The organism is Aeromonas sp. S13(2024), from assembly GCF_041402405.1.
GTDB classification, from domain to species: Bacteria; Pseudomonadota; Gammaproteobacteria; order Enterobacterales; family Aeromonadaceae; genus Aeromonas; species Aeromonas veronii.
In genome coordinates, this window is the sequence record NZ_JBGLRA010000014.1 from 72,012 (window position 1) to 91,511 (window position 19,500).

Here is a 19,500-nt window from a genome sequence, read left to right on the forward strand (position 1 = left end):
GTCAGGGAGACACACCATGAGCCAAGAACAACTGGTAATGCAGGATGCAGAGTTAGAGTTTGACGCTGAACCCGAATCTCACGAGGTAGAAGAGTTGCAGGAGGTAGCCGCCGAGGCGGACGAGACTATCTCCGATGAGTTGCTGGCACCGGAACTGAACAAGGTGATGGATGCCACGCAACTCTATCTGGGGGAGATTGGCTTCTCCCCGCTGCTCACTGCCGAAGAGGAAGTCTACTACGCCCGTCGTGCCTTGCGGGGTGACAAAGCTGCCCGCAAGCGCATGATCGAGTCCAACCTGCGACTGGTGGTGAAAATCGCCCGTCGTTACAACAACCGCGGCCTGGTGCTGCTGGATCTTATCGAAGAGGGCAACCTCGGTCTTATCCGTGCGGTCGAGAAGTTCGACCCCGAGCGCGGCTTCCGTTTCTCCACCTATGCCACTTGGTGGATCCGCCAGACCATCGAGCGGGCCATCATGAACCAGACCCGCACCATCCGTCTGCCCATTCATGTGGTCAAGGAGTTAAACGTTTACCTGCGCACCGCGCGCGAACTCTCTCACCGTCTCGATCATGAACCGACCGCCGAGGACATTGCCTTCGCGCTGGATCGTTCGGTGGACGATGTGAATCGCATGCTCAAGCTCAACGAGAAGATCACCTCGGTGGACACCCCCATCGGCGGCGATCGCGACAAGGCGTTGCTGGATGTGCTCTCCGACGAGCGTGGCATGGGGCCTGAGCTGGAGTCACAGGAAGATGATATGCGTAGCAGCATCGTGCACTGGCTGGAGGAGCTCAATCCCAAGCAGCGGGAAGTGCTGGCTCGTCGTTTCGGTCTGCTGGGTTACGAGCCCGCCACCCTCGAGGATGTGGGGGCCGAGATTGGCCTGACCCGCGAGCGGGTACGCCAGATCCAGGTCGAGGGGCTGCGCCGTCTGCGGGAGATCCTGCTTAGCCAGGGGCTCTCCATTGAGGCCCTCTTCCGCACCAATTAAGTCCGCACCAACTGATCAGCGCATCAGCCAGATAGCACGAGGGGAGCAACAGCTCCCCTCGTTTTTTATTGCCTGTCGTCTGGCGATGGCTTCGCGGTTATACCAGCTCGGCCAGCATGGTGTCGGCGTAGGGCACCAGCGCTTCTCCCTTCTTCACCTTGGTGAGGTAGTCCGGGTTGGCGATAAGCGGACGGCCGATAGCCACCAGATCGAAGCGGTTAGCCTCGATGGCCGTAGCGGCGCGCTCGGCGTCGTAGTTGCCCACACCGACCAGATTGCCCTTGTAGTGGGCGCGCAGATAGTCGGAGGCACGGCCACCCAGATAATCGAAGGTGAGGTTGTCATCAAAGATGCCGAGGTGGATATAGGCCAGCGGGCGATCGTTGAGCTTACCCAGCAGATAGTCGAACACGGCGCGATCTTCCGGGCTGCCCGCCAGATGGACATAGGCACCCGGGGAGAGGCGAATACCTACCCGATCACCACCGATACGGGCGCTGATGGCATCGACCACTTCCAGCGCGAAGCGGCTCATCTTTTCCGGGCTGCCACCGTAGTTGTCAGTACGCAGGTTGGTGGAGTGGTGCAGGAACTGGTCGATCAGGTAGCCGTTGGCACCGTGGATCTCCACCCCGTCAAAGCCCGCCTCGATTGCGTTGGCTGCGGCTTGGGCGTAATCCTGTACCAGTTGGGCTATTTCGGCCTCGGTCAGGGCGCGCGGCACCTGATAGGTCAGTTCGCGCATGCGGGGCACAGTGCCCTCGTGCGCCACGGCAGAGGGGGCCAACACTTCAGCCTGATGGAAGAAGGGGTGGGAGAGGCGGCCGACGTGCCACAGCTGGGCGAAGATCTTGCCGCCCTTGGCATGTACGGCGCTGGTCACTTTCTTCCAGCCATCGATCTGCGCCTGGGTGAAGAGGCCCGGTGTATTGGGGTAGCCCTGCGCATCGGGGCGGATGATGACGGCCTCGGAAACAATCAGGCCGATGTCGGCGCGGCGGCCGTAATAGGCTGCCATCTGCTCGGTCGGCACCAGACCTGGGCCTGCCATGCAGCGGGTGAGCGGGGCCATCATGAAACGGTTGGCCAGGGTCAGAGTGTCATTGAGTCGATACGGCTGAAACAGGGTATTCATGATAGGTTGTCCTGAACGGGTTATTCTTGAACGTGCATTCAAGACGTTTTTTGCGTCGGGCGCAAGCTTTTTTTGAATGCGCGTTCAAGAAGGTTGGCCCGAGCGGGCGGCTGGGGTAAACTTGCCGCCCTTTCCAGCCACTCTTTATCGGCGGGCCCTGTTGCCCCTTGCCGGTGAACCATTTCCCACGGGAGGAACCATGCGCATAGCCGAGTTTGATCGGGACGAGGTACTGCGAAATGCCATGGAAGCGTTTCGCGCCAAGGGATATGCCAAGACCACCATGCAGGAGCTGGTGGCCGCCACCGGCCTCCATCCGGGCAGCATCTACGGCGCCTTTGGCAACAAGCGCGGCCTGCTGCTGGCGGCGGTGGATCACTATGTCGAGGGTAAACGCACCCTGCGCCGCTCATTGCTCGACAACCCGAGCCCGCTGGCGGGCCTTGCTGCCTATCTCGACCGGATTGTGGGGGAGGCGCTCTGCGGCTCCTGTCTGGTGACCCGCACCATGATGGAGCTGAGCGAGCAGGATGAGGAGCTGACCCAGCGGGTCAAGGGGATCTATGGCGAGCTGGAGCAGGATCTGGCCGAGTTGCTGACGCAGGCGCAGGCCAAGGGTGAACTGGCCCCGGATAGCAATATCCACACCCTCACCGCCCTGCTGCTGATCAACCTGCAAGGGTTGGTCACCTTTGCCCAGTGCCGCCCCGATCGCCCCCTGCTGGATGACGTTGTCGCCCAGCTGATGCGGGCCCTGCGGGCGTAACGCGCGCCCGGAAACAACCATGGCTCCTGCGGGAGCCATGGTTGTTTCCGGGGATGCCACACGCGCCGGGTTGTTTGCTTCCTTCTCCCCTTGCGGGAGAAGGGTTGGGGATGAGGGGGAGTGCTCTGCTCAGCGCAATGAGAGCCAAATATGGGCCAGTACGACCTCCATCCGACTCAGCACATCGTTATTCCACACTCGTATCACCCGAAATCCCTGCTGATTGAGATAGGCTGTCCGAGCCTCGTCATGCATCTGGTTCGTTTGTGTTCCATGTTGCGAACCATCCACTTCGATGACCAATCCCTGTTCAAGGCAGATGAAATCCACCACATAGGGGCCGATGGGCATTTGGCGGCGAAATTTCAGCCCCGCCAGACGGCGACTGCGCAGCTGTTGCCACAGTTTCTGCTCTGCCAGCGTGGCATCCCGTCTCAGTCGCTTGGCAAAGAGGTTACTCTCCATAAATTGTCTCTGCTCCGTATCGCCCTATAGATATAGCCAGCTTCCCATCTGTTTACCGGTTGGGTATTGCGTCCCCTCACCCTATCCCTCTCCCGGAGGGAGAGGGAACAGCTCGAGGAGCTATCGGGATTGGGCTGATCATCACTGTGTTTATTGCCGGATTTGAGCAGGGGAAGCTGGATTGGGTGATAGCAGATGGCGATAACTTTTCGAATGTATTGGGAGTCGCTTAGCTGGCTGGCAGACTGGCTGAATGGTTGTCAGCGATGCTGCAAGTGGTAACGTAACTGCTCCCTTCTCCCCTTGCGGGAGAAGGGTTGGGGATGAGGGGAAAGAAGCCCCCTCACCCTAACCCTCTCCCAAAGGGAGAGGGAACTGATCGAGGTTCTGTGCGGGCATCGTGGTCGGCCAACAAGCTCCTTCATCAAATCCTTGAGCCACACCTGCGCCGGTTGTTGCGTATGCGCCGATGGGGTATGCCAGACGCTGCGGCCTTACCTCGGCCCCACCAGTTCCTTCATCAAATCTTTCAGCCATACCAGTGCAGGCTGCTGCGCGTGAACAGGGTGCCAGACGCAGTTGAGGTGATAATCCGGCACGTCTTCGGGCAGCGGCAGGCTTTTCAGCGGCCAGTGGGTGGCGAGCAGCTCGGCCACCATGCTGGGCAGCACCAAGAGGTGATCGCTCTGGCTGACGATGGCGGCGGCGGACATATAGCTCTGGCTGTTGACCGAGATGGTGCGGCTAAAGCCCTGGCTCTTTAGATAGCGGTCGAGGCTCGCCTCCGAGGTGCCCAGCGGCGAGTGGAACACATGGGGCATGGCGATAAGCTGCTGCAGGGTGATGCGCTCCTGCCACTGGGAGGGATCATCCTCGGCCCCGGCGGGGGCCGATTTGGCAATCGGCAGATCGGCGCGTACCAGCCCGGCCAGCGGCTCGGTGAGCCAGGTCTCCTTGCCGAGATACCCCGGCACCTGCATGTACTCGTCAAACCCCAGCACCAGATCGATCTCGCCGCTCGCCAGCTCCGCCTCTGGCAGAGTGTCGCGCAGGATGCGGATCTCGATGGTGACCCCAGGCGCCAGCCGTCTGAGCCGCTGAATAAGCGGCGGGATCAGCACGCACTCCACGTAATCTGTGGTGCAGAGCACGAAGCGCCGCTTCGACTGGCTCGGCTCGAACTCTTCTTCCTCGGTGAGCTGCTGCTCCAGCAGCCGCAGCGCCTGCTGCACCCCGAGATGCAGCCGCTGGGCGCGCGGGGTCGGCAGCATCCCCTGCGGGGTGCGCACCAGCAGCGGGTCGCCGAGAAAGGTGCGCAGCCGGTTAAGGGAGTGGCTCATGGCGGGCTGGCTGATAAAGAGCGCTTCGGCGGCGCGGGTGACGCTGCCCTGCGTCATCAGGGCGTCAAAAGCGAGCAGCAGATTGAGGTCGAGCTGGTGCAGTTTCATGGGGGGGATTATTCGCCGTGTTTATGGGACAATCCATCCTATTCATTTGATGGATGGGGGCGCAACGTCTTAATCTGCGACCCACTGTTATTTTTCCGGGTTCCCGCGCCGCATCGGACGTAAACGGGGGCCTCAATCCATGCAAGGAGCCTTGCGATGAGCATCAAGACCATTAACTCCAAGCCGGCCGCCGACGGCTTCACCATGCCCGCCGAGTGGGCGCACCAGCAGGCCGTCTGGATGATCTGGCCGTTTCGCCCGGATAACTGGCGCGTAGCCGGTCGCTTCGCGCAAGAGACCTTCGCCAAGGTGGCCGATGCCATCGGTGGCGCCACCCCGGTCTTTATGGGGGTACCGGCCCAGTTTATGGAGCAGGCCCGCGCCATCATGCCCGCCCACGTCACTCTGGTCGAAATGGACAGCGATGACTGCTGGGCCCGCGATACCGGCCCCACCATCGTCACCAACGCTGCCGGCGAGTGCCGTGGGGTGGATTGGGGCTTCAACGCCTGGGGCGGTCACAAGGGCGGTCTCTACTACCCGTGGAATCAGGATGAAGAGGTCGCAGCCCAGATGCTGGCCCAGCACGGCATGGCTCGCTACGATGCGCCGCTGATTCTGGAAGGGGGCTCCATCCACGTCGATGGCGAAGGCACCTGCCTGACCACCGCCGAGTGCCTGCTCAACGAAAACCGCAACCCGCACCTGACCAAAGAGCAGATCGAAGCGCACCTGCGCGATTATCTGGGCGTCACCAGCTTTATCTGGCTGGACGAAGGCGTCTATATGGACGAAACCGACGGCCACATCGACAACATGTGCTGCTTCGTGCGTCCGGGTGAAGTGGCCCTGCACTGGACTGACGATCAGAACGATCCCCAGTACGCCCGCTCCGTGGCCGCCCTCAAGGTGCTGGAAGCGGCGGTCGATGCCAAGGGTCGCAAGCTGAAAGTGTGGAAGCTGCCCCAGCCGGGCCCGCTGTTCTGCACTGAAGAGGAGTCTGCCGGTGTCGAGAGCGGCAGCGGTGTGCCGCGCGAGGCAGAAGGCCGTCTGGCCGGTTCCTATGTGAACTTCCTGATCACCAACGATCGCATCGTCTACCCGCTGCTGGATGCTGCCACCGATGGTGAAGCCCAGCGCATTCTGGAAGAGATCTTCCCGGAGCACACAGTGATCGGCGTACCGGCTCGCGAGATCCTGCTGGGCGGTGGCAATATCCACTGCATTACTCAGCAAATTCCTTCTGGCAAGTAAGAACCTGTTCCAAGCCAGCTGAGGTTGGTATTCCAAACCCCACGCCGTGGGGTTTTATCTCTTGATGGTGTGATGGTCGCAGGCGCTGATACGGCGATCATCATGACAAACAGTCACCCTTTTACAGGAGATCCTAAATGATCGAAGTGACCGAGGTTTCCATTGCCGAGCTGCGTGCCGCGCTCGAATCAGGCCGCACTACTGCGGTCGAACTGGTCAAGGCCTATCTGGCCCGTATCGAGGCCTACAATGGCCCCGAGACTGCCACCAAACTCAATGCCGTGGTGGTCGCCAATCCCGATGCGCTGAAAGAAGCCGAGGCTTCCGATGCCCGCCGCGCTCGTGGTGAAACCCTGGGGCCGCTCGACGGCATCCCCTACACCGCCAAAGACAGCTATCTGGTCAAGGGGCTGACCGCTGCCTCCGGCAGCCCGGCCTTCAAGGATCTGGTGGCCCAGCGCGATGCCTTTACCGTTGAGCGGCTGCGCGCCGCCGGTGCCATCTGCCTTGGCAAAACCAATATGCCGCCGATGGCCAATGGCGGTATGCAGCGCGGCGTCTATGGCCGTGCCGAGAGCCCCTACAACGCCGACTACCTGACCGCGCCGTTTGCTTCCGGCTCCTCCAACGGGGCCGGTACCGCCACCGCCGCCAGCTTCTCCGCCTTCGGTCTGGCGGAAGAGACCTGGTCGAGCGGCCGTGGCCCTGCCTCCAACAACGGCCTGTGTGCCTACACCCCGTCCCGTGGCGTCATCTCGGTGCGTGGCAACTGGCCGCTGACTCCGACCATGGATGTGGTGGTGCCCTATGCCCGCACCATGAATGATCTGCTGGAAGTGCTCGACGTAGTGGTGGCTGACGATGCCGACACCCGTGGCGATCTGTGGCGCATGCAGCCCTGGGTGAAGCTGCCCAAGGCCTCCGAAGTGCGTCCGGCTTCCTATCTGGAACTGGCAGCCAAGGCCGATGCCCTCAAGGGTAAGCGCCTCGGCGTGCCGCAAATGTTTATCAACAAGGATGAACTGGCTGGCACTAGCGAAAACCCCGGTATCGGCGGCCCGACCGGTCAGCGCATCCATACCCGCGACTCCGTGATTGCCCTGTGGGAAGAAGCGCGCAAGGCGCTGGAAGCCGCTGGCGCGGAAGTCATCGAAGTGGACTTCCCGCTGGTCTCCAACTGCGAAGGGGACCGACCCGGCGCGCCGACCGTGTTCAATCGCGGCATCGTGAGCCCGGAGTTTCTCAACGACGAGCTGTGGGAGCTCTCCGGCTGGGCGTTCGACGACTTCCTGCGCGCCAACGGCGATCCCAAGTTGAACAAGCTTGAGGATGTCGATGGGCCGAAGATCTTCCCTCACGATCCGGGCACATTGCCGAACCGCGAGGGCGATCTGGCGGCGGGCATGGACGAGTACGTCAATATGGCCAAGCGCGGCATCAAGCGCTTTGACGAGATCCCCACAGTGCCGGACGGCCTGCGCGGCCTGGAGAAGACCCGCAAGCTGGATCTGGAAGACTGGATGGACGGGCTCAAGCTCGACGCCGTGCTGTTCCCCACCGTCGCCGACGTCGCCCCGGCCGACGCGGACGTGAATCCGGCCTCTGCCGATATCGCCTGGAGCAACGGCATCTGGGTTGCCAACGGCAACCTCGCCATTCGCCACCTCGGCGTGCCGACCGTCACCGTCCCCATGGGGGTGATGGCCGATATCGGTATGCCGGTGGGGCTGACCTTCGCCGGTCGCGCCTATGACGACAACAACCTGCTGCGCTTTGCCTCGGCCTTCGAGTCCACCGGCAGCAAGCGTGTGGTGCCGCCGCGCACGCCGCCGTTGGGGTGAATATTCCGGATTGGTTCGGTGATAAATAAAACAAAACCGCTCATGTAACATGGGCGGTTTATATTTTAGTAGAGGACTTATTGTTTCTTTGTAAAAGATTTCGCTGAAATATTAAAGAATCAGAGATAATGAGCCCCAATCTCACAGCTAACATTTTAATCGGTATGGGATTTTTTCCTTAAGACCATGTGGATGGTTGATAGATAAAAGTAAAACATCCAGCTTAACCATATTGCAGCATCGTAATCTGTCTTTTGTCTGTCATTATGATGCCTTATTCCAAAGTTGTTGGCTATATTAAATATGTCTTTTTCATCTTTCGTTGTAAGATGCTCTTGTAACTGAGGTCTTAAATACTCCAAAACATCGGCTAGGTCTCGTACTGCCTGACGTCTGTTATCAATGCTTGCACCATGTCTACGAAAACTAGTTGTAGCCGCATTTATTCTATTTATTATGTTTTTGTCCTGGGATGGGATTTCTGCAGAAAATATCGCCTCGAAGCCCTTCTCAGGTATATGAAGCACCTCTCCGCTATCTGTTAGTTCAAACTTCACTCTATAGTGGCCAAGCACAGTATTTATTTTTTCTTTAAATTCAATCTGACCATCTTCTTTACTAAATTTTTCCCAATGCATCCCACATTCACCCCATGAATGCATTACTCCATCAATTGGTTTTGAAACCTTTTGGTAGAGGTATTCTATGATATCTAGAAGATCGTCCTCACTATATGATTTGCAATATAACTCAATTGGCCATAAATACTTTTTTCTGACTGACAATAGAATGTCTAGTTCGACATCCTTTATATTCCCTGTTATCGGGCCAGCATCGACACAGTTAAACCCAAAGGCCTCATCGAAGTAACCTTCCGACATAAATTGATTGAAAACTCTAACAAATAGCTCAACGACATCCTGTAGTTCAAGACCATTGAGATTTGGATTGACTCCAATTCTTTGAGAGTAGAACACATGAGACATATCACGCACCTAGATAATTAATATTTGAGTCATTATAAAGCTTGTCATGATTTATCTGAAGCTCATTAGGGCCGTAGGTTCGAATAGCGAAGCGTATTCGGACGATCGCGAATAGGTAGTGGCTGAGGGGCCGCTGATTCCAGAGTTTCCTGCGGTCTTGCCATAACGTGGTGTACGGCGGTAAACGGACGATTACGCTGCGCTAATCGACCCTACATGATGTGGCATATTGTTACCTCCCCCTCATCCCCAGCTCTTCTCCCGCAAGGGGAGAAGGGAGAAAAACGGTTCAGCTGACTGTGCTTTACGTACGAGGTACGGGTGGGTATGGGGGGGAATGGCACAGGCCATCCCCTCTCCCTCGGGAGAGGGCTAGGGTGAGGGGCTGCTATCTGTGTTGTCGTTTCGTTTTGAGCCTTTACCTCTCTCCACTTCCCGCACCGTCAATCGCCATATTGGTCGTGGATCGCCGCCGATTTCCCCTGATTTTTCTGCATTCCCCCTGACTTCACCCAGACTTCACACAGCCTCATTTTCCCCTCACAAATCCCCCGTATCTTCTGCCCACTGCTTAAAAGGCCCGGCTTGCCACAGGGGTGGCGAGGGGGCAGTTGGTTCGAGGGAGCAAGATGATGAAAAGTTGGATGAAGTGTGGATTGGTCGGGGCCGTGGTGCTGATGGCAAGTTTCTGGGGGGGCAGCGTGCGGGCGGCGGGGATCGAACTCAAACAGGTGAGCGGCCCTGTCTATGTGGTGGAGGACAACTACTACGTCAAAGAGAACTCCATGGTCTATTTCGGGGCCAAGGGGGTGACGGTGGTGGGAGCAACCTGGACGCCGGATACCGCTCGCGAGCTGCACAAGCTGATCAAACGGGTCAGCAGCAAGCCGGTGCTGGAGGTGATCAACACCAACTACCACACCGACCGGGCGGGCGGTAATGCCTACTGGAAGTCCATCGGGGCCAAGGTGGTGGCGACGCGCCAGACCCGGGATCTGATGAAGAGCGACTGGGCCGAGATTGTCGCCTTTACCCGCAAGGGGCTGCCGGAGTATCCGGATCTGCCGCTGGTGCTGCCCAACGTGGTGCACGATGGCGACTTCATCCTGCAAGAGGGCAAGGTGCGCGCCTTCTATGCGGGCCCGGCCCATACGCCGGACGGCATCTTTGTCTACTTCCCCGATGAGCAGGTGCTCTATGGCAACTGTATCCTCAAGGAGAAGCTGGGCAACCTGAGCTTTGCCAATGTGAAGGCCTATCCGCAGACAATCGAGCGGCTGAAAGCGATGAAGCTGCCAATCAAGACGGTGATAGGTGGGCACGACTCGCCGCTTCACGGTCCCGAGTTGATTGATCACTATGAAGAGTTGATCAAGGCGGTGCCGCAGTCATAACGGCTGCGCGACAGACTGGCAGCAAGCCGTGCCATCGCTGCAATCAGCAGCCATAACGGCACACCACAAAACGCCCGCTTTCAGGAAATAAGCGGGGGTTTTGCTGTTGCGGCTTTTCTGCGGCCACTTATTGCGGGCGTTGGCACGGCGAGATTAAGGCTGTTCAAGGCGTGTGGGCTTTCATAAGATGGCCCTCTCTCTTTTCCCTGAAAGTTATCCATTTTCGTTATGCAATACGCCTCTCTCGCCCGCCTCAAACAGGCCTTTATCACCGGGATGTGGGCCTCGCTGGTCAGCATCGTTATCGGCTTCGCCTTCAAGGTGTGGCTGGCGCAGTGGGTCGCCAAGGGGGAGCTGGCGCTGTTCAACAGTGTGGTGGATTTGATCTCCCTCTCCTTTATCCTGATGACAGGTTTTCGCTCATCCATGGTGGTGAGCTACTCCCAGACCAAAAACGATCGGGACATCATCAATATCTTCCGCTACTTCCTCATCGGCATCGTGCTGCTCACCTGGGGGGCGGTGATCCCCTATATCAAGCACGGGCTCCATATCCGGGTGGAGTATCTGCAACTGGTGGGGGTTATCTTCGGGCTGGGGCTCAAGGTCTACTTTACCAATCTAGTGGCCATGTACCGGATGTATCAGCTCTCCAACCGGGTCACCTGGCTGGAGCCGCTGGCCAACGGTCTGCTGTTTATGGCCTGCTACTTTGGACTCGGGATGGATGCGCTCCCTTCGCTCTTCTACGGGCTGACCTTCTCGTCACTCGCCATCGCCGGTTATATGTATGTTTCGCGTCGTCGGGCCATCGCCACCAAGCCGCTGGCCAAGGTGGCGCTCGGCCCCGAGATGGTGAGCTATGTGAAGAAGAGCTTTACCGCCTCGCTGGAGGCGGGGGCCAGTATCCTGATGATCTACATCACTGTGTTGCTCACCATCCGCCACTTCAGCATCGACGAGCTGGGGGATTTTCAGGTGGTGGTGCGCCCCATCTTCACCTATATGACCACCCTGTTTGTCTTCCCCATCTACCGCTTTGTGCTGCCTGAGCTGGCGGTCAATCTGCGCAACGGCGATCACCGCCAGATAAGGCTTATTCGTCGCTGGATCTTCCGTCTCTCCGCCATCGTCAGTCTGGCCTTCTTTGGCTTGATGCTGCTGGCGGGCAAGCCGCTGGTGCTGTTGTTCTTCCCTGCCGACTACGTGGGGGCTGTGCCGGTGCTGTTCCACTTCTCCATCTTCTTTATCTTTATGATGCTCAACGGCTATCAGCTCGCCTATATCAAGGCTCACGGTCACTTTACCCAGAGTTTGCTGATCCGGCTGGCGGGCATAGTGGCGCTGGTCGCCGCCTACTATCTGGTGGCCGAGTTCACCGCCAACGTGGTGGCGATTATCGTGGCGCTGGGGCTCGGTTATATGGTGATGTTTATCCTCTCGACCCTGGCGGAGCGGCAAATTTTGCGATCCCTGCCACTGGTGCTGGCGACCCGCTAGGGTGCTACTCGTCAAGAGCTGGCCCCTGTCAGATAACAAAAAACGCCCGTGCGGGCGTTTTTTTATTGGCGCGCAGGGCGGCTTAACGCTTGCCCTTGCCACCCTTGTTGCCAGCGAGCGCCTGCTTTCTGGCGCGCTGCTTCTGGGCCGCCTTGCTGTTGCGGCGCGGCTCGGGCTCGAAGCGGGTGAGATCTGGCTCAAAGCCCGGAAACCACTGCTGGGGCAAACGGGTGTCGAGCACAGCTTCCACCTTCTCCAACAGGGGGGCATCTTCCGGGCTGAACAGGGTGATGGCGAGCCCCTTGTTGCCGGCACGGCCTGTGCGACCGATACGGTGGACGTAATCCTCGGCCACAAACGGGAATTCGAGGTTAATCACGTAGTTGAGATCCGTGATGTCGAGGCCGCGAGCCGCCACGTCGGTGGCGACCAGCGCCTGCAGGGTGTCGGCGCGAAACTCCAGCAGCACTTTTTCACGTGCGCTTTGCGACAGATCGCCGTGGAAGGCGAGCGCATTGATGCCCGCCTTGCCAAGCTGCTGGGCCAGTTTGTCAGCCCCTTGGCGGGTGCGGCTGAAGATCAGCGCCGGTGCCCAACCTTTCACTTTGAGCATATGTTCGACCAGCGCCAGCTTGCGATCACTGTCCACCGTGTAGACCCGCTGCTCCACCTCGGCCGCCGTGGTGTTGCGCGGTGCCACTTCAATCAGTTCGGGGTCGCGCAGCAGCACCTTGCTCAAGGCAAACAGGTTGTCGTCGCAGGTGGCGGAGAAGAGCAGGGTCTGGCGATCCACCGGGATCTGTTTGAGCAGCGCCTTGATCTCGTCCATAAAGCCCATGTCGAGCATGCGATCCGCCTCGTCAAACACCAGATGGCGGAGGCTATCAAGGCTCAATGCCCCCTGACGCAGATGGTCGAGCAGGCGGCCCGGGGTGGCGATCAGGATATCCACCCCGGCTTGAAGCGCCTCGACCTGAGCCGCGATACTCACCCCGCCGTAGACTTGTGTGCTGGTGAGACCTGTCCCCTGGCCGTAGCGCGCGACACTCTCGGCAACCTGCACCGCCAGCTCGCGGGTCGGCACCAGCACCAGCGCGCGGAGCGGGCGGGGCTCTGCTTGTGGCTGTTGTTGCAGTTGTTCCAGCAGCGGCAGCACAAAGGCTGCGGTCTTGCCGGTGCCGGTCTGGGCCCCCGCCATCAGATCCCGCCCTGCCAGAATGACCGGGATGGCGCGAGCCTGAATGGGGGTCGGTGCGGCATAGCCCAGTTCGGTCAGGGTCTGCTGCAAGCGGGAGGAGAGGGCCAGTTCGGCAAAGGAGGCTGTGGACATAGGGGCACCAGTCGGGGTTATCGCGGCCTGCGGCCACGATGCAATGAGTGATCGTGGCCGCGATGGTAACAGAAGCTGGGGGAGCGGCAGAAGGCGGCTATGCCTCTGCGTCGTCCGGCAACGGGCGGATCAGCCGGATCTTTTTGCCCTCGTAGCAGGCGATGTTGTGTTTGCCGTGCTGTTTGACGTGGTAGAGCAGCTCGTCGGCCAGATGCACCGCCTCGGTGACGGTGAGGTAGTCGCGAATGCGGATCACCCCGGCGGAGAAGGTGATGGGGGTGGGCAGCTCGGGGATCCCCAATGGCCGATCCAGCAGGCGACCAGCGGAGTGGATCATCATCTCGTCATCCTCCATCCCCTTGAACAGCACGATAAACTCCTCGCCGCCCCAACGGATGGCGCTGTCCACCTTGCGGATATTGCTTCTGAGATGGCGGGCAAAGGCGACCAGGGCCAGATCCCCGACGCTATGGCCATAGGTGTCGTTGATCGACTTGAAGTTGTCGATATCGAGGATCATCAGGTAGTCGTGCTCATGGAGCAGACTCTGGCAGAGCACATCTCTGCGTGGCAGCCGGGTCAGGTGGTCGGTGTGCGCCAGGGTGCGCAGCCGCAGGTAGATCTGCTTCCAGGCCACCATGCCCAGCAACAGCACGATGAGATAGACCTTGAAGGCCGCACTTTGCAGGGCCAGCTTGACGAAATCGAACCAGCTGTAGGACCACTTCAGATAGAGATCATCCCCCGCCTTGGTGCGCATAAAGGGTTTGCTCAGGCAGAGATGCCTCGGGCGGCAGGGCTCGGCGGCTTCAAACGATATGTTGGTGCGGGTCGGGTTGATGGTGTCGAAGGGGTGCAGCACATCGTTAAATGCTTCATCGACGGCGATATCGATACCGAGCAGTCCGTATTTGTAACCGCCGCGCCCTGACTGATGAATGAAGGGGAAGTACATCACTATGGTGTTGCGCATGCTGAAGCTGTCGATCTCGATATCGGAGACAAAGGCCTCATCGGCGCTGCACAAAGGGCGGCCGGGTGCAAAGCTGGCGCAACCGAAGTAGTGATACCAGGCGGGCAGTGTCATCAGATCCACCTTGATCGGCGCCAGTCTGGTGGGCAGCACATTGTTGTCGGCCACCATGCCGATCAGCCGGTAGTCATTCCAGATGGTGTAGATATTGATCACCTCCGGATAGGAGAGGGCATAGCGGAAGGTGTTGAGGATATTGGCTGCCGGGTATTGCAGCGGAATATCGGCAAAGCGGTATTTGCTTTTGAGGTCATACCCGTAGAGATAGTCGCTGCCGATGCTATTCGGGGGCGGTGGCTGATCGAGCAGATGGTGTTGTGCCAGATAGCTGGTGATGTTCTCCACCTTGAGGATCTTGGCTCGCTGGTAGAAGACCTCGAACACGTTCTTCTGTCTGGCGGTGATGAGATCCATGTCGTGCTGGATAGTGAGATAGGTGTAGTAGAAGACAATGCCCAGCCCGGTCAGAGCGAGCAGGGCTAATCCGGCCACTTTGACGATGAACTGGCGAGCACACGCCGATGGCCAGCGCAAGGCTGGGAGGTTACCTGAAAATAAGGTCATAGGTGTCTGGTTAGAGTACCGATAGGGGCGCGGGCGCCATACGGGCAAAGTATACGCGAAGGAAATCCCGACAGGATCCACCGACAAACCTTGCCAGAAGCTGAAGCCCTTACCACTTATTTATCCCTACTCCACGATCAGCACGCTCTCGCTGGCCAGATGGTGCAGCCACTCCCTGACGATCAGCAGCACGGCGGCAAAGTGCTCGTCACGGGGTAGCTGGTTGGCGGCGAGGGGATCCCCTTCCGCCATCGCGGCCAGCTGGCCAAAGGCTTGCTCCACCAGATCCCGATCGAGCTGGTTGTCCCCCAGCGCTTCGGCCAGTGATGGTTGACTGCGCAGGGTCAGCTGCAAGCCGGGCGGGATCTGCGGGGCGATGCGCATCAGCTCATCTTCCACCACCATGATGGCCTGCTCCAGTTCGAGCGGGGTGGGCGGCGCGTGGCGAAACGGTCCTGGCTGGATGGCGTGGGTGCCAAAGGCCAGCGGGTAGTGTGACGGGGCCGCATCTGGCTGGCTCAGCCAGAGCTGACTGCTCTGTTCACCAATCTCCAGCAGCAGGGTCATCATCTCCGGTACGGGTTGTGTCATGGTGCTGAGCTCCTGTATTGTAAACGTTTTCCCATTCTGCCTTTGATACCCCCGCTGTCGCCGTTTGGCGAGCACAATTTCTGCGAGTCGTCCCTCACTTTGTTGCAAACCCCTTGCAAAAAAATTCATTGGTGGCAGTCTGGATGTCTAAATGGCTTTCGCCGTTTCGTTATCCTCAGATGATTCAGGAGTTCAGATATGGATATTCGCACCGCTCCCCGCGCCATTGCGCTTGCCCTGCTGCTGGCCAGTAGTGTTGCCACCGCCAACGAGGCGCTGGTGATCCAGACCGACTTTGGCCTTAAAGATGGCGCCGTCTCGGCCATGAAGGGGGTCGCCTTCGGGGTGGATCGCACCCTGCCGCTCTATGACCTGACCCACGAGATCCCGGCTTACAACATCTGGGAAGCCTCCTACCGCCTCTACCAGACCCTGCAGTATTGGCCCAAGGGCACAGTGTTTGTCAGCGTGGTTGATCCCGGTGTCGGCACCGAGCGCAAGTCAGTAGTCCTCAAGACCAGGAGCGGCCACTACATCGTGACTCCGGACAACGGCACCCTGACTCTGGTGGCCGAGCACTTCGGTATCGAGGCGGTGCGCCAGATTGACGAGAAGCTCAACCGCCTCAAGGGCTCCGAGAAGTCCTACACCTTCCATGGCCGCGATGTGTACGCCTATACCGGCGCACGGCTCGCCTCCGGCGCTATCAGCTATGAGCAGGTCGGCCCGCTGCTGCCCGCCGAAGTGGTGAAGATCCCCTATCAGCCTGCGGTCGCCGAGAAGGATGGCACCCTCAAGGGCACCATCCCGATCCTCGATGTGCAGTACGGCAACGTCTGGACCAATATCGACGATGCCTTGCTGACCAAGGCGGGGATCAACAAAGGGGATACAGCCTGCATCAAGATCCGCGAAGGGGATGTGGTCAAATATGACGGCAAGGCGCCGTACGTCAGCAGCTTCGGCGATGTGCCTGAAGGTCAGCCGCTGGTCTACCTCAACAGCCTGCTGCAGGTGTCGGTGGCGCTGAACATGGACAGCTTTGCCGCCAAACATCAGGTGCAATCCGGCGCCAACTGGCATATCAGCCTGAAGAAGTGCTCCTGACCCGCACATATATAAGTAGAGATAGAAACAGCAACGGGCGCCTCGGCGCCCGTTTTGTTCTCTGGTAATAAAGAAAGGGATCAGAACTCGTTGGAGAGCGCCTTGTACCCTTTGACCAGATCGATATTGGTATGGGCCACGTCTTCGGAGAACTCGGCGGCATCCACCGAAACCCGCGGGATATGGGTCAGATCGCTCTGCTGGTTGATGCGGGTGGTGGAGGGGACGTAGAACTCCGGCGGCAGATCGCAGCCATCGATCACCGAGTTGTGACGCACCACGGCACCGTCACCGATATGGCAGTTGAACAGCACGCTGTTGAAGCCGATAAAGACCCGGTTTCCCACTTCGCATGGCCCGTGGACGATGGAGCGGTGGGCGATGGAGGTGTACTCGCCGATGGTGACGGCGGCACCGGATTTGGAGTGGATCACCACGCCATCCTGAATATTGGAGTTGGCGCCGATGACGATGGGTTCCATCTCGCCGTTGGCATCCACTTCGTCGGCGCGGATCACCGCATAGGGGCCGACAAAGACATTCTCTTTGATGATCACCTTGCCGCAGATGATGGCGGTCTTGTCGATATAGGCGGATTCGTCGATGACAGGCAGATGGCCGGAGGGATTCTTGCGGATCATGTTACATCCTGTGGTTGCCAAGAGGGATTATCTGGTGGTGGACGAGGAGCCTACCGGTCGGTCAGCTTACCCCTGCTCGCCCTCTGGTGAAACCCCTGACTGGTCTGACCCTTGTCGCGCGGCGTCTCGGCATGGCTGTTTCCCGCCGCCAGAATATGGGAGCATGGCTGTCATCCTGAGTCGCGTAAGGTGGATATATAAAGATGAAGAAGATGATTGCCCTGTTGGCGGGTGGTTTGTTGCTCTCTTCGGCCGTGCAGGCCAAAGGGGAGGCGGGGGCGTTTGACTATTACGCCATGGCGCTCTCCTGGTCGCCCGAGCATTGTGCCGTCAAACCGGCCGATCGGGACCAGTGTTCCCGCAAGCTGGGGTTTGTGCTGCACGGTCTTTGGCCCCAGTACGATCGCGGTTACCCCAGCAACTGCACCCGCGAACGGCTAGATCCCGATATGGAGAGCGAGTTTGCCGACCTTTACCCCAGCCGCTTTCTCTATCGCCATGAGTGGGAGAAGCACGGCACCTGCTCCGGCTTGAGCCAGCAGGCCTTTCATCAGCTGGCGAGCGATTTGCGCCAGAAGGTGAAGATCCCGGCGGCTTATCAATCCCCGGAAGAGCCGCTGCGCAAAACCAGTTTCCAGCTCAAGGCCGATTTGGCGAGCGCCAACGAGTGGCTGGCCCCCGACAACATCACGGTAGCGTGCGCCGATGGTGGCCGCTTCCTGCGGGAGATCTACATCTGCGTCAATAAAGAGGGGACGGATGCGGTCACCTGCTCCGCCGAGATGCAAAAGCGCGAGCGCCGCTCCTGTGGTCAGCCGGACTTCCTGCTGCGCAGCGTGCGTTAAGCCTTCACTCTCTTCATCAGGCCCCTTGCGGGCCTGATATTTAACCACAGCTATCGGAAAGGAGTCTGACAGATGGATGGCAACAACCGGTTTGGCCCGCAAGAGCGGGCAATGCTGCTCGGGGTGAACGGATGAGCCTGTTTGCCGAGCTGGGGATGTGTTATCCCATTATTCAGGCACCGATGGCCGGTGTGCAGGGCAGCGAGCTGGCGCTGGCCGTGACCCGTGCGGGCGGCTTGGGCTCCTTGCCTGCCGCCATGCTCACATCAGCGGAGCTGCGCGGCGAGCTGGAGCGACTTGCCCAAAGCGGCCTTGGGCCATTTAACATCAACTTCTTCTGCCATCGGCAACGGGAACCGGATCCCGTTGCTCTGGCCAGCTGGCAGCAGCGCCTTGCTCCCTACTATGCCGAGTTCGGCATACTTCCCCCAGCTGTCACGACGGCGCCAAGCCGTGCACCTTTCAATGAGGATCATGCCGCCATGGTGGCTGAGTTCAGACCGGCGGTGGTCAGCTTTCACTTCGGCTTGCCCGCCCCCGAGCTGCTTGCCCGGGTGAAGGCTGCGGGGGCCAAGGTATTTGCCAGTGCCACCACGGTGGTGGAGGCCGTATGGCTCGCTCAACACGGTGCCGATGCCATCATCGCTCAGGGATTGGAGGCGGGCGGTCATCGCGGTCATTTCCTCTCCGATGATCTCGCCTTGCAGCAGAGCACCTTGACCCTGCTGGCGCAGATCCTCGCGGTGACCGATCTGCCGGTGATTGCCGCTGGCGGTATCGTCGATGGCAAGGGGATCGCCAACGCGTTGGCAATGGGGGCGAGCGCCGTGCAGGTGGGCACCGCCTTTCTCTGCTGCCATGAAGCGACCACCTCGGCGCTGCATCGCGCCGCCATCCATTCACCAGAGGGCCAGCAGACGGCACTGACCAATCTGTTCAGTGGCCGTCCGGCGCGGGGGATCGTCAACCGTCTTATGAAAGAGCTGGGCCCGCTCTCGGATCTTGCCCCTCACTTCCCCTATGCCAGTGGCGCACTGGCACCGCTGCGCGTTGCCGCCGAGAAGGCGGGGGACTGTGGCTTCTCTCCGCTCTGGGCTGGGCAGGATGTATCGGGCTGCCGGGATCTTCCCGCTGGCGAGCTGATGGCGTGCTGGGTCAAAGAGGCTGGATTGGGATAAGTGCTTCTATATATGCCTCATACGCCTTCTTATATAGCAGATGTCGAGGGCGCTGCGCGTTAGACGCGACAGTGCGGCAATGGTGGATGAGTGCCAGGCCAGTACCCTTGTAAGGCATTTATCCGGTGTAAAACGTCCTCACTTCACCCTTGGTTGTGGATAAGTCTGTATAAATGCTGTGTGTTGATATGAATAACCAAGAAATTGCACTTTTTTGCAATTTTATTGCGGTAAAGCCTTGCCAATGTGAGCTGGATCTCTATAATGCGCCACATCGACAGGGCAAGCGGCAACGCAAACAACCTCGTCGATAACCTCGAAAAGCCTTTGAAAATAAGGCTTGACTCGAGAAGGCGGTTGAGTAGAATTCCACTCCCGCAGCAACACACTGTTGCGTCGCTCTTTAACAATTTGAATCAAGC

Annotated in this window: 18 protein-coding genes; 9 read left to right on the forward strand and 9 right to left on the reverse strand. The window is 59.2% G+C overall.

Annotation, left to right across the window (positions count from 1 at the left end):
* Nucleotides 1-16 precede the first annotated feature (16 nt).
* Nucleotides 17-1,000 (forward strand): RNA polymerase sigma factor RpoS, encoded by a 984-nt coding sequence (rpoS, locus tag ACB042_RS16865; RefSeq protein ID WP_005335504.1) that lies wholly within the window; start codon nt 17-19, stop codon nt 998-1,000.
* Nucleotides 1,001-1,097: 97 nt separating this feature from the next.
* On the opposite strand, the gene ACB042_RS16870 is transcribed toward rpoS, so the two are convergent.
* On the reverse strand, nt 1,098-2,135 hold the full coding sequence (locus tag ACB042_RS16870; protein ID WP_219595164.1) for an alkene reductase: 1,038 nt from the start codon (nt 2,133-2,135) through the stop codon (nt 1,098-1,100).
* Between the two features lie 199 nt (nt 2,136-2,334).
* Between ACB042_RS16870 and ACB042_RS16875 the strand changes: the two genes are divergently transcribed.
* Nucleotides 2,335-2,901 (forward strand): TetR/AcrR family transcriptional regulator, encoded by a 567-nt coding sequence (locus ACB042_RS16875; RefSeq protein ID WP_005335495.1) that lies wholly within the window; start codon nt 2,335-2,337, stop codon nt 2,899-2,901.
* 129 nt (nt 2,902-3,030) lie between these two features.
* On the opposite strand, the gene ACB042_RS16880 is transcribed toward ACB042_RS16875, so the two are convergent.
* Together ACB042_RS16880 and ACB042_RS16885 are read right to left on the reverse strand one after the other, a co-directional pair.
* Nucleotides 3,031-3,366: an endonuclease domain-containing protein gene (locus ACB042_RS16880; protein WP_139430488.1), complete on the reverse strand. Its 336-nt coding sequence runs from the start codon at nt 3,364-3,366 to the stop codon at nt 3,031-3,033.
* Nucleotides 3,367-3,860: 494 nt separating this feature from the next.
* A complete protein-coding gene (locus ACB042_RS16885; RefSeq protein ID WP_033115874.1) occupies nt 3,861-4,814 on the reverse strand; it encodes a LysR family transcriptional regulator in 954 nt (317 codons plus the stop codon).
* 156 nt (nt 4,815-4,970) lie between these two features.
* On the opposite strand from ACB042_RS16885, the gene aguA reads away from it, so the two are divergent.
* Nucleotides 4,971-6,068, forward strand: a complete 1,098-nt coding sequence (gene aguA / locus ACB042_RS16890) for an agmatine deiminase (RefSeq protein WP_371178770.1) — start codon at nt 4,971-4,973, stop codon at nt 6,066-6,068.
* Between the two features lie 137 nt (nt 6,069-6,205).
* Nucleotides 6,206-7,909: an amidase gene (locus ACB042_RS16895; protein ID WP_371178771.1), complete on the forward strand. Its 1,704-nt coding sequence runs from the start codon at nt 6,206-6,208 to the stop codon at nt 7,907-7,909.
* A gap of 155 nt (nt 7,910-8,064) precedes the next feature.
* On the opposite strand, the gene ACB042_RS16900 is transcribed toward ACB042_RS16895, so the two are convergent.
* Nucleotides 8,065-8,895 carry a hypothetical protein gene (locus ACB042_RS16900; RefSeq protein WP_076577598.1) on the reverse strand — a complete coding sequence of 277 codons (831 nt, stop codon included), beginning with the start codon at nt 8,893-8,895 and terminating at the stop codon, nt 8,065-8,067.
* A gap of 629 nt (nt 8,896-9,524) precedes the next feature.
* Here ACB042_RS16900 and ACB042_RS16905 point away from each other — a divergent pair.
* Nucleotides 9,525-10,289 carry a CphA family subclass B2 metallo-beta-lactamase gene (locus ACB042_RS16905; protein ID WP_371178772.1) on the forward strand — a complete coding sequence of 255 codons (765 nt, stop codon included), beginning with the start codon at nt 9,525-9,527 and terminating at the stop codon, nt 10,287-10,289.
* Nucleotides 10,290-10,517: 228 nt separating this feature from the next.
* Nucleotides 10,518-11,789, forward strand: coding sequence for a hypothetical protein (locus ACB042_RS16910; protein WP_224969507.1), 1,272 nt, complete (start codon nt 10,518-10,520; stop codon nt 11,787-11,789).
* An 82-nt stretch (nt 11,790-11,871) separates the two neighbouring features.
* Here ACB042_RS16910 and ACB042_RS16915 read toward each other — a convergent pair whose 3' ends face one another.
* From ACB042_RS16915 to ACB042_RS16925, 3 genes are all read right to left on the reverse strand, one after another.
* On the reverse strand, nt 11,872-13,119 hold the full coding sequence (locus tag ACB042_RS16915; RefSeq protein ID WP_371178773.1) for a DEAD/DEAH box helicase: 1,248 nt from the start codon (nt 13,117-13,119) through the stop codon (nt 11,872-11,874).
* Between the two features lie 97 nt (nt 13,120-13,216).
* Nucleotides 13,217-14,716 (reverse strand): GGDEF domain-containing protein, encoded by a 1,500-nt coding sequence (locus tag ACB042_RS16920; RefSeq protein ID WP_236358796.1) that lies wholly within the window; start codon nt 14,714-14,716, stop codon nt 13,217-13,219.
* Between the two features lie 126 nt (nt 14,717-14,842).
* Nucleotides 14,843-15,307, reverse strand: a complete 465-nt coding sequence (locus ACB042_RS16925; RefSeq protein WP_371178774.1) for a hypothetical protein — start codon at nt 15,305-15,307, stop codon at nt 14,843-14,845.
* Between the two features lie 198 nt (nt 15,308-15,505).
* Between ACB042_RS16925 and ACB042_RS16930 the strand changes: the two genes are divergently transcribed.
* The gene (locus ACB042_RS16930) at nt 15,506-16,414 is read left to right on the forward strand and encodes an S-adenosyl-l-methionine hydroxide adenosyltransferase family protein (protein ID WP_371178775.1); all 909 of its coding nucleotides are present in this window, start codon (nt 15,506-15,508) and stop codon (nt 16,412-16,414) included.
* Between the two features lie 80 nt (nt 16,415-16,494).
* On the opposite strand, the gene ACB042_RS16935 is transcribed toward ACB042_RS16930, so the two are convergent.
* Nucleotides 16,495-17,055 (reverse strand): carbonate dehydratase, encoded by a 561-nt coding sequence (locus ACB042_RS16935; RefSeq protein WP_005343397.1) that lies wholly within the window; start codon nt 17,053-17,055, stop codon nt 16,495-16,497.
* Between the two features lie 203 nt (nt 17,056-17,258).
* Here ACB042_RS16935 and ACB042_RS16940 point away from each other — a divergent pair, with 203 nt between their 5' ends.
* Nucleotides 17,259-17,900 (forward strand): ribonuclease, encoded by a 642-nt coding sequence (locus ACB042_RS16940; RefSeq protein WP_101529592.1) that lies wholly within the window; start codon nt 17,259-17,261, stop codon nt 17,898-17,900.
* A 131-nt stretch (nt 17,901-18,031) separates the two neighbouring features.
* The gene (locus ACB042_RS16945; protein ID WP_371178776.1) at nt 18,032-19,078 is read left to right on the forward strand and encodes an NAD(P)H-dependent flavin oxidoreductase; all 1,047 of its coding nucleotides are present in this window, start codon (nt 18,032-18,034) and stop codon (nt 19,076-19,078) included.
* Between the two features lie 222 nt (nt 19,079-19,300).
* On the opposite strand, the gene ACB042_RS16950 is transcribed toward ACB042_RS16945, so the two are convergent.
* The coding region (locus ACB042_RS16950; protein ID WP_371178777.1) for a hypothetical protein at nt 19,301-19,500 on the reverse strand (200 nt) is incomplete at its 5' end.

Bases quoted from the DNA above. Each gene is read 5' to 3' on its own strand.
- rpoS (WP_005335504.1), top strand. From the start codon at position 17: ATGAGCCAAGAACAACTGGTAATGCAGGATGCAGAGTTAGAGTTTGAC.
- ACB042_RS16870 (WP_219595164.1), bottom strand. From the start codon at position 2,135: ATGAATACCCTGTTTCAGCCGTATCGACTCAATGACACTCTGACCCTG.
- ACB042_RS16875 (WP_005335495.1), top strand. From the start codon at position 2,335: ATGCGCATAGCCGAGTTTGATCGGGACGAGGTACTGCGAAATGCCATG.
- ACB042_RS16880 (WP_139430488.1), bottom strand. From the start codon at position 3,366: ATGGAGAGTAACCTCTTTGCCAAGCGACTGAGACGGGATGCCACGCTG.
- ACB042_RS16885 (WP_033115874.1), bottom strand. From the start codon at position 4,814: ATGAAACTGCACCAGCTCGACCTCAATCTGCTGCTCGCTTTTGACGCC.
- aguA (WP_371178770.1), top strand. From the start codon at position 4,971: ATGAGCATCAAGACCATTAACTCCAAGCCGGCCGCCGACGGCTTCACC.
- ACB042_RS16895 (WP_371178771.1), top strand. From the start codon at position 6,206: ATGATCGAAGTGACCGAGGTTTCCATTGCCGAGCTGCGTGCCGCGCTC.
- ACB042_RS16900 (WP_076577598.1), bottom strand. From the start codon at position 8,895: ATGTCTCATGTGTTCTACTCTCAAAGAATTGGAGTCAATCCAAATCTC.
- ACB042_RS16905 (WP_371178772.1), top strand. From the start codon at position 9,525: ATGATGAAAAGTTGGATGAAGTGTGGATTGGTCGGGGCCGTGGTGCTG.
- ACB042_RS16910 (WP_224969507.1), top strand. From the start codon at position 10,518: ATGCAATACGCCTCTCTCGCCCGCCTCAAACAGGCCTTTATCACCGGG.
- ACB042_RS16915 (WP_371178773.1), bottom strand. From the start codon at position 13,119: ATGTCCACAGCCTCCTTTGCCGAACTGGCCCTCTCCTCCCGCTTGCAG.
- ACB042_RS16920 (WP_236358796.1), bottom strand. From the start codon at position 14,716: ATGACCTTATTTTCAGGTAACCTCCCAGCCTTGCGCTGGCCATCGGCG.
- ACB042_RS16925 (WP_371178774.1), bottom strand. From the start codon at position 15,307: ATGACACAACCCGTACCGGAGATGATGACCCTGCTGCTGGAGATTGGT.
- ACB042_RS16930 (WP_371178775.1), top strand. From the start codon at position 15,506: ATGGATATTCGCACCGCTCCCCGCGCCATTGCGCTTGCCCTGCTGCTG.
- ACB042_RS16935 (WP_005343397.1), bottom strand. From the start codon at position 17,055: ATGATCCGCAAGAATCCCTCCGGCCATCTGCCTGTCATCGACGAATCC.
- ACB042_RS16940 (WP_101529592.1), top strand. From the start codon at position 17,259: ATGAAGAAGATGATTGCCCTGTTGGCGGGTGGTTTGTTGCTCTCTTCG.
- ACB042_RS16945 (WP_371178776.1), top strand. From the start codon at position 18,032: ATGAGCCTGTTTGCCGAGCTGGGGATGTGTTATCCCATTATTCAGGCA.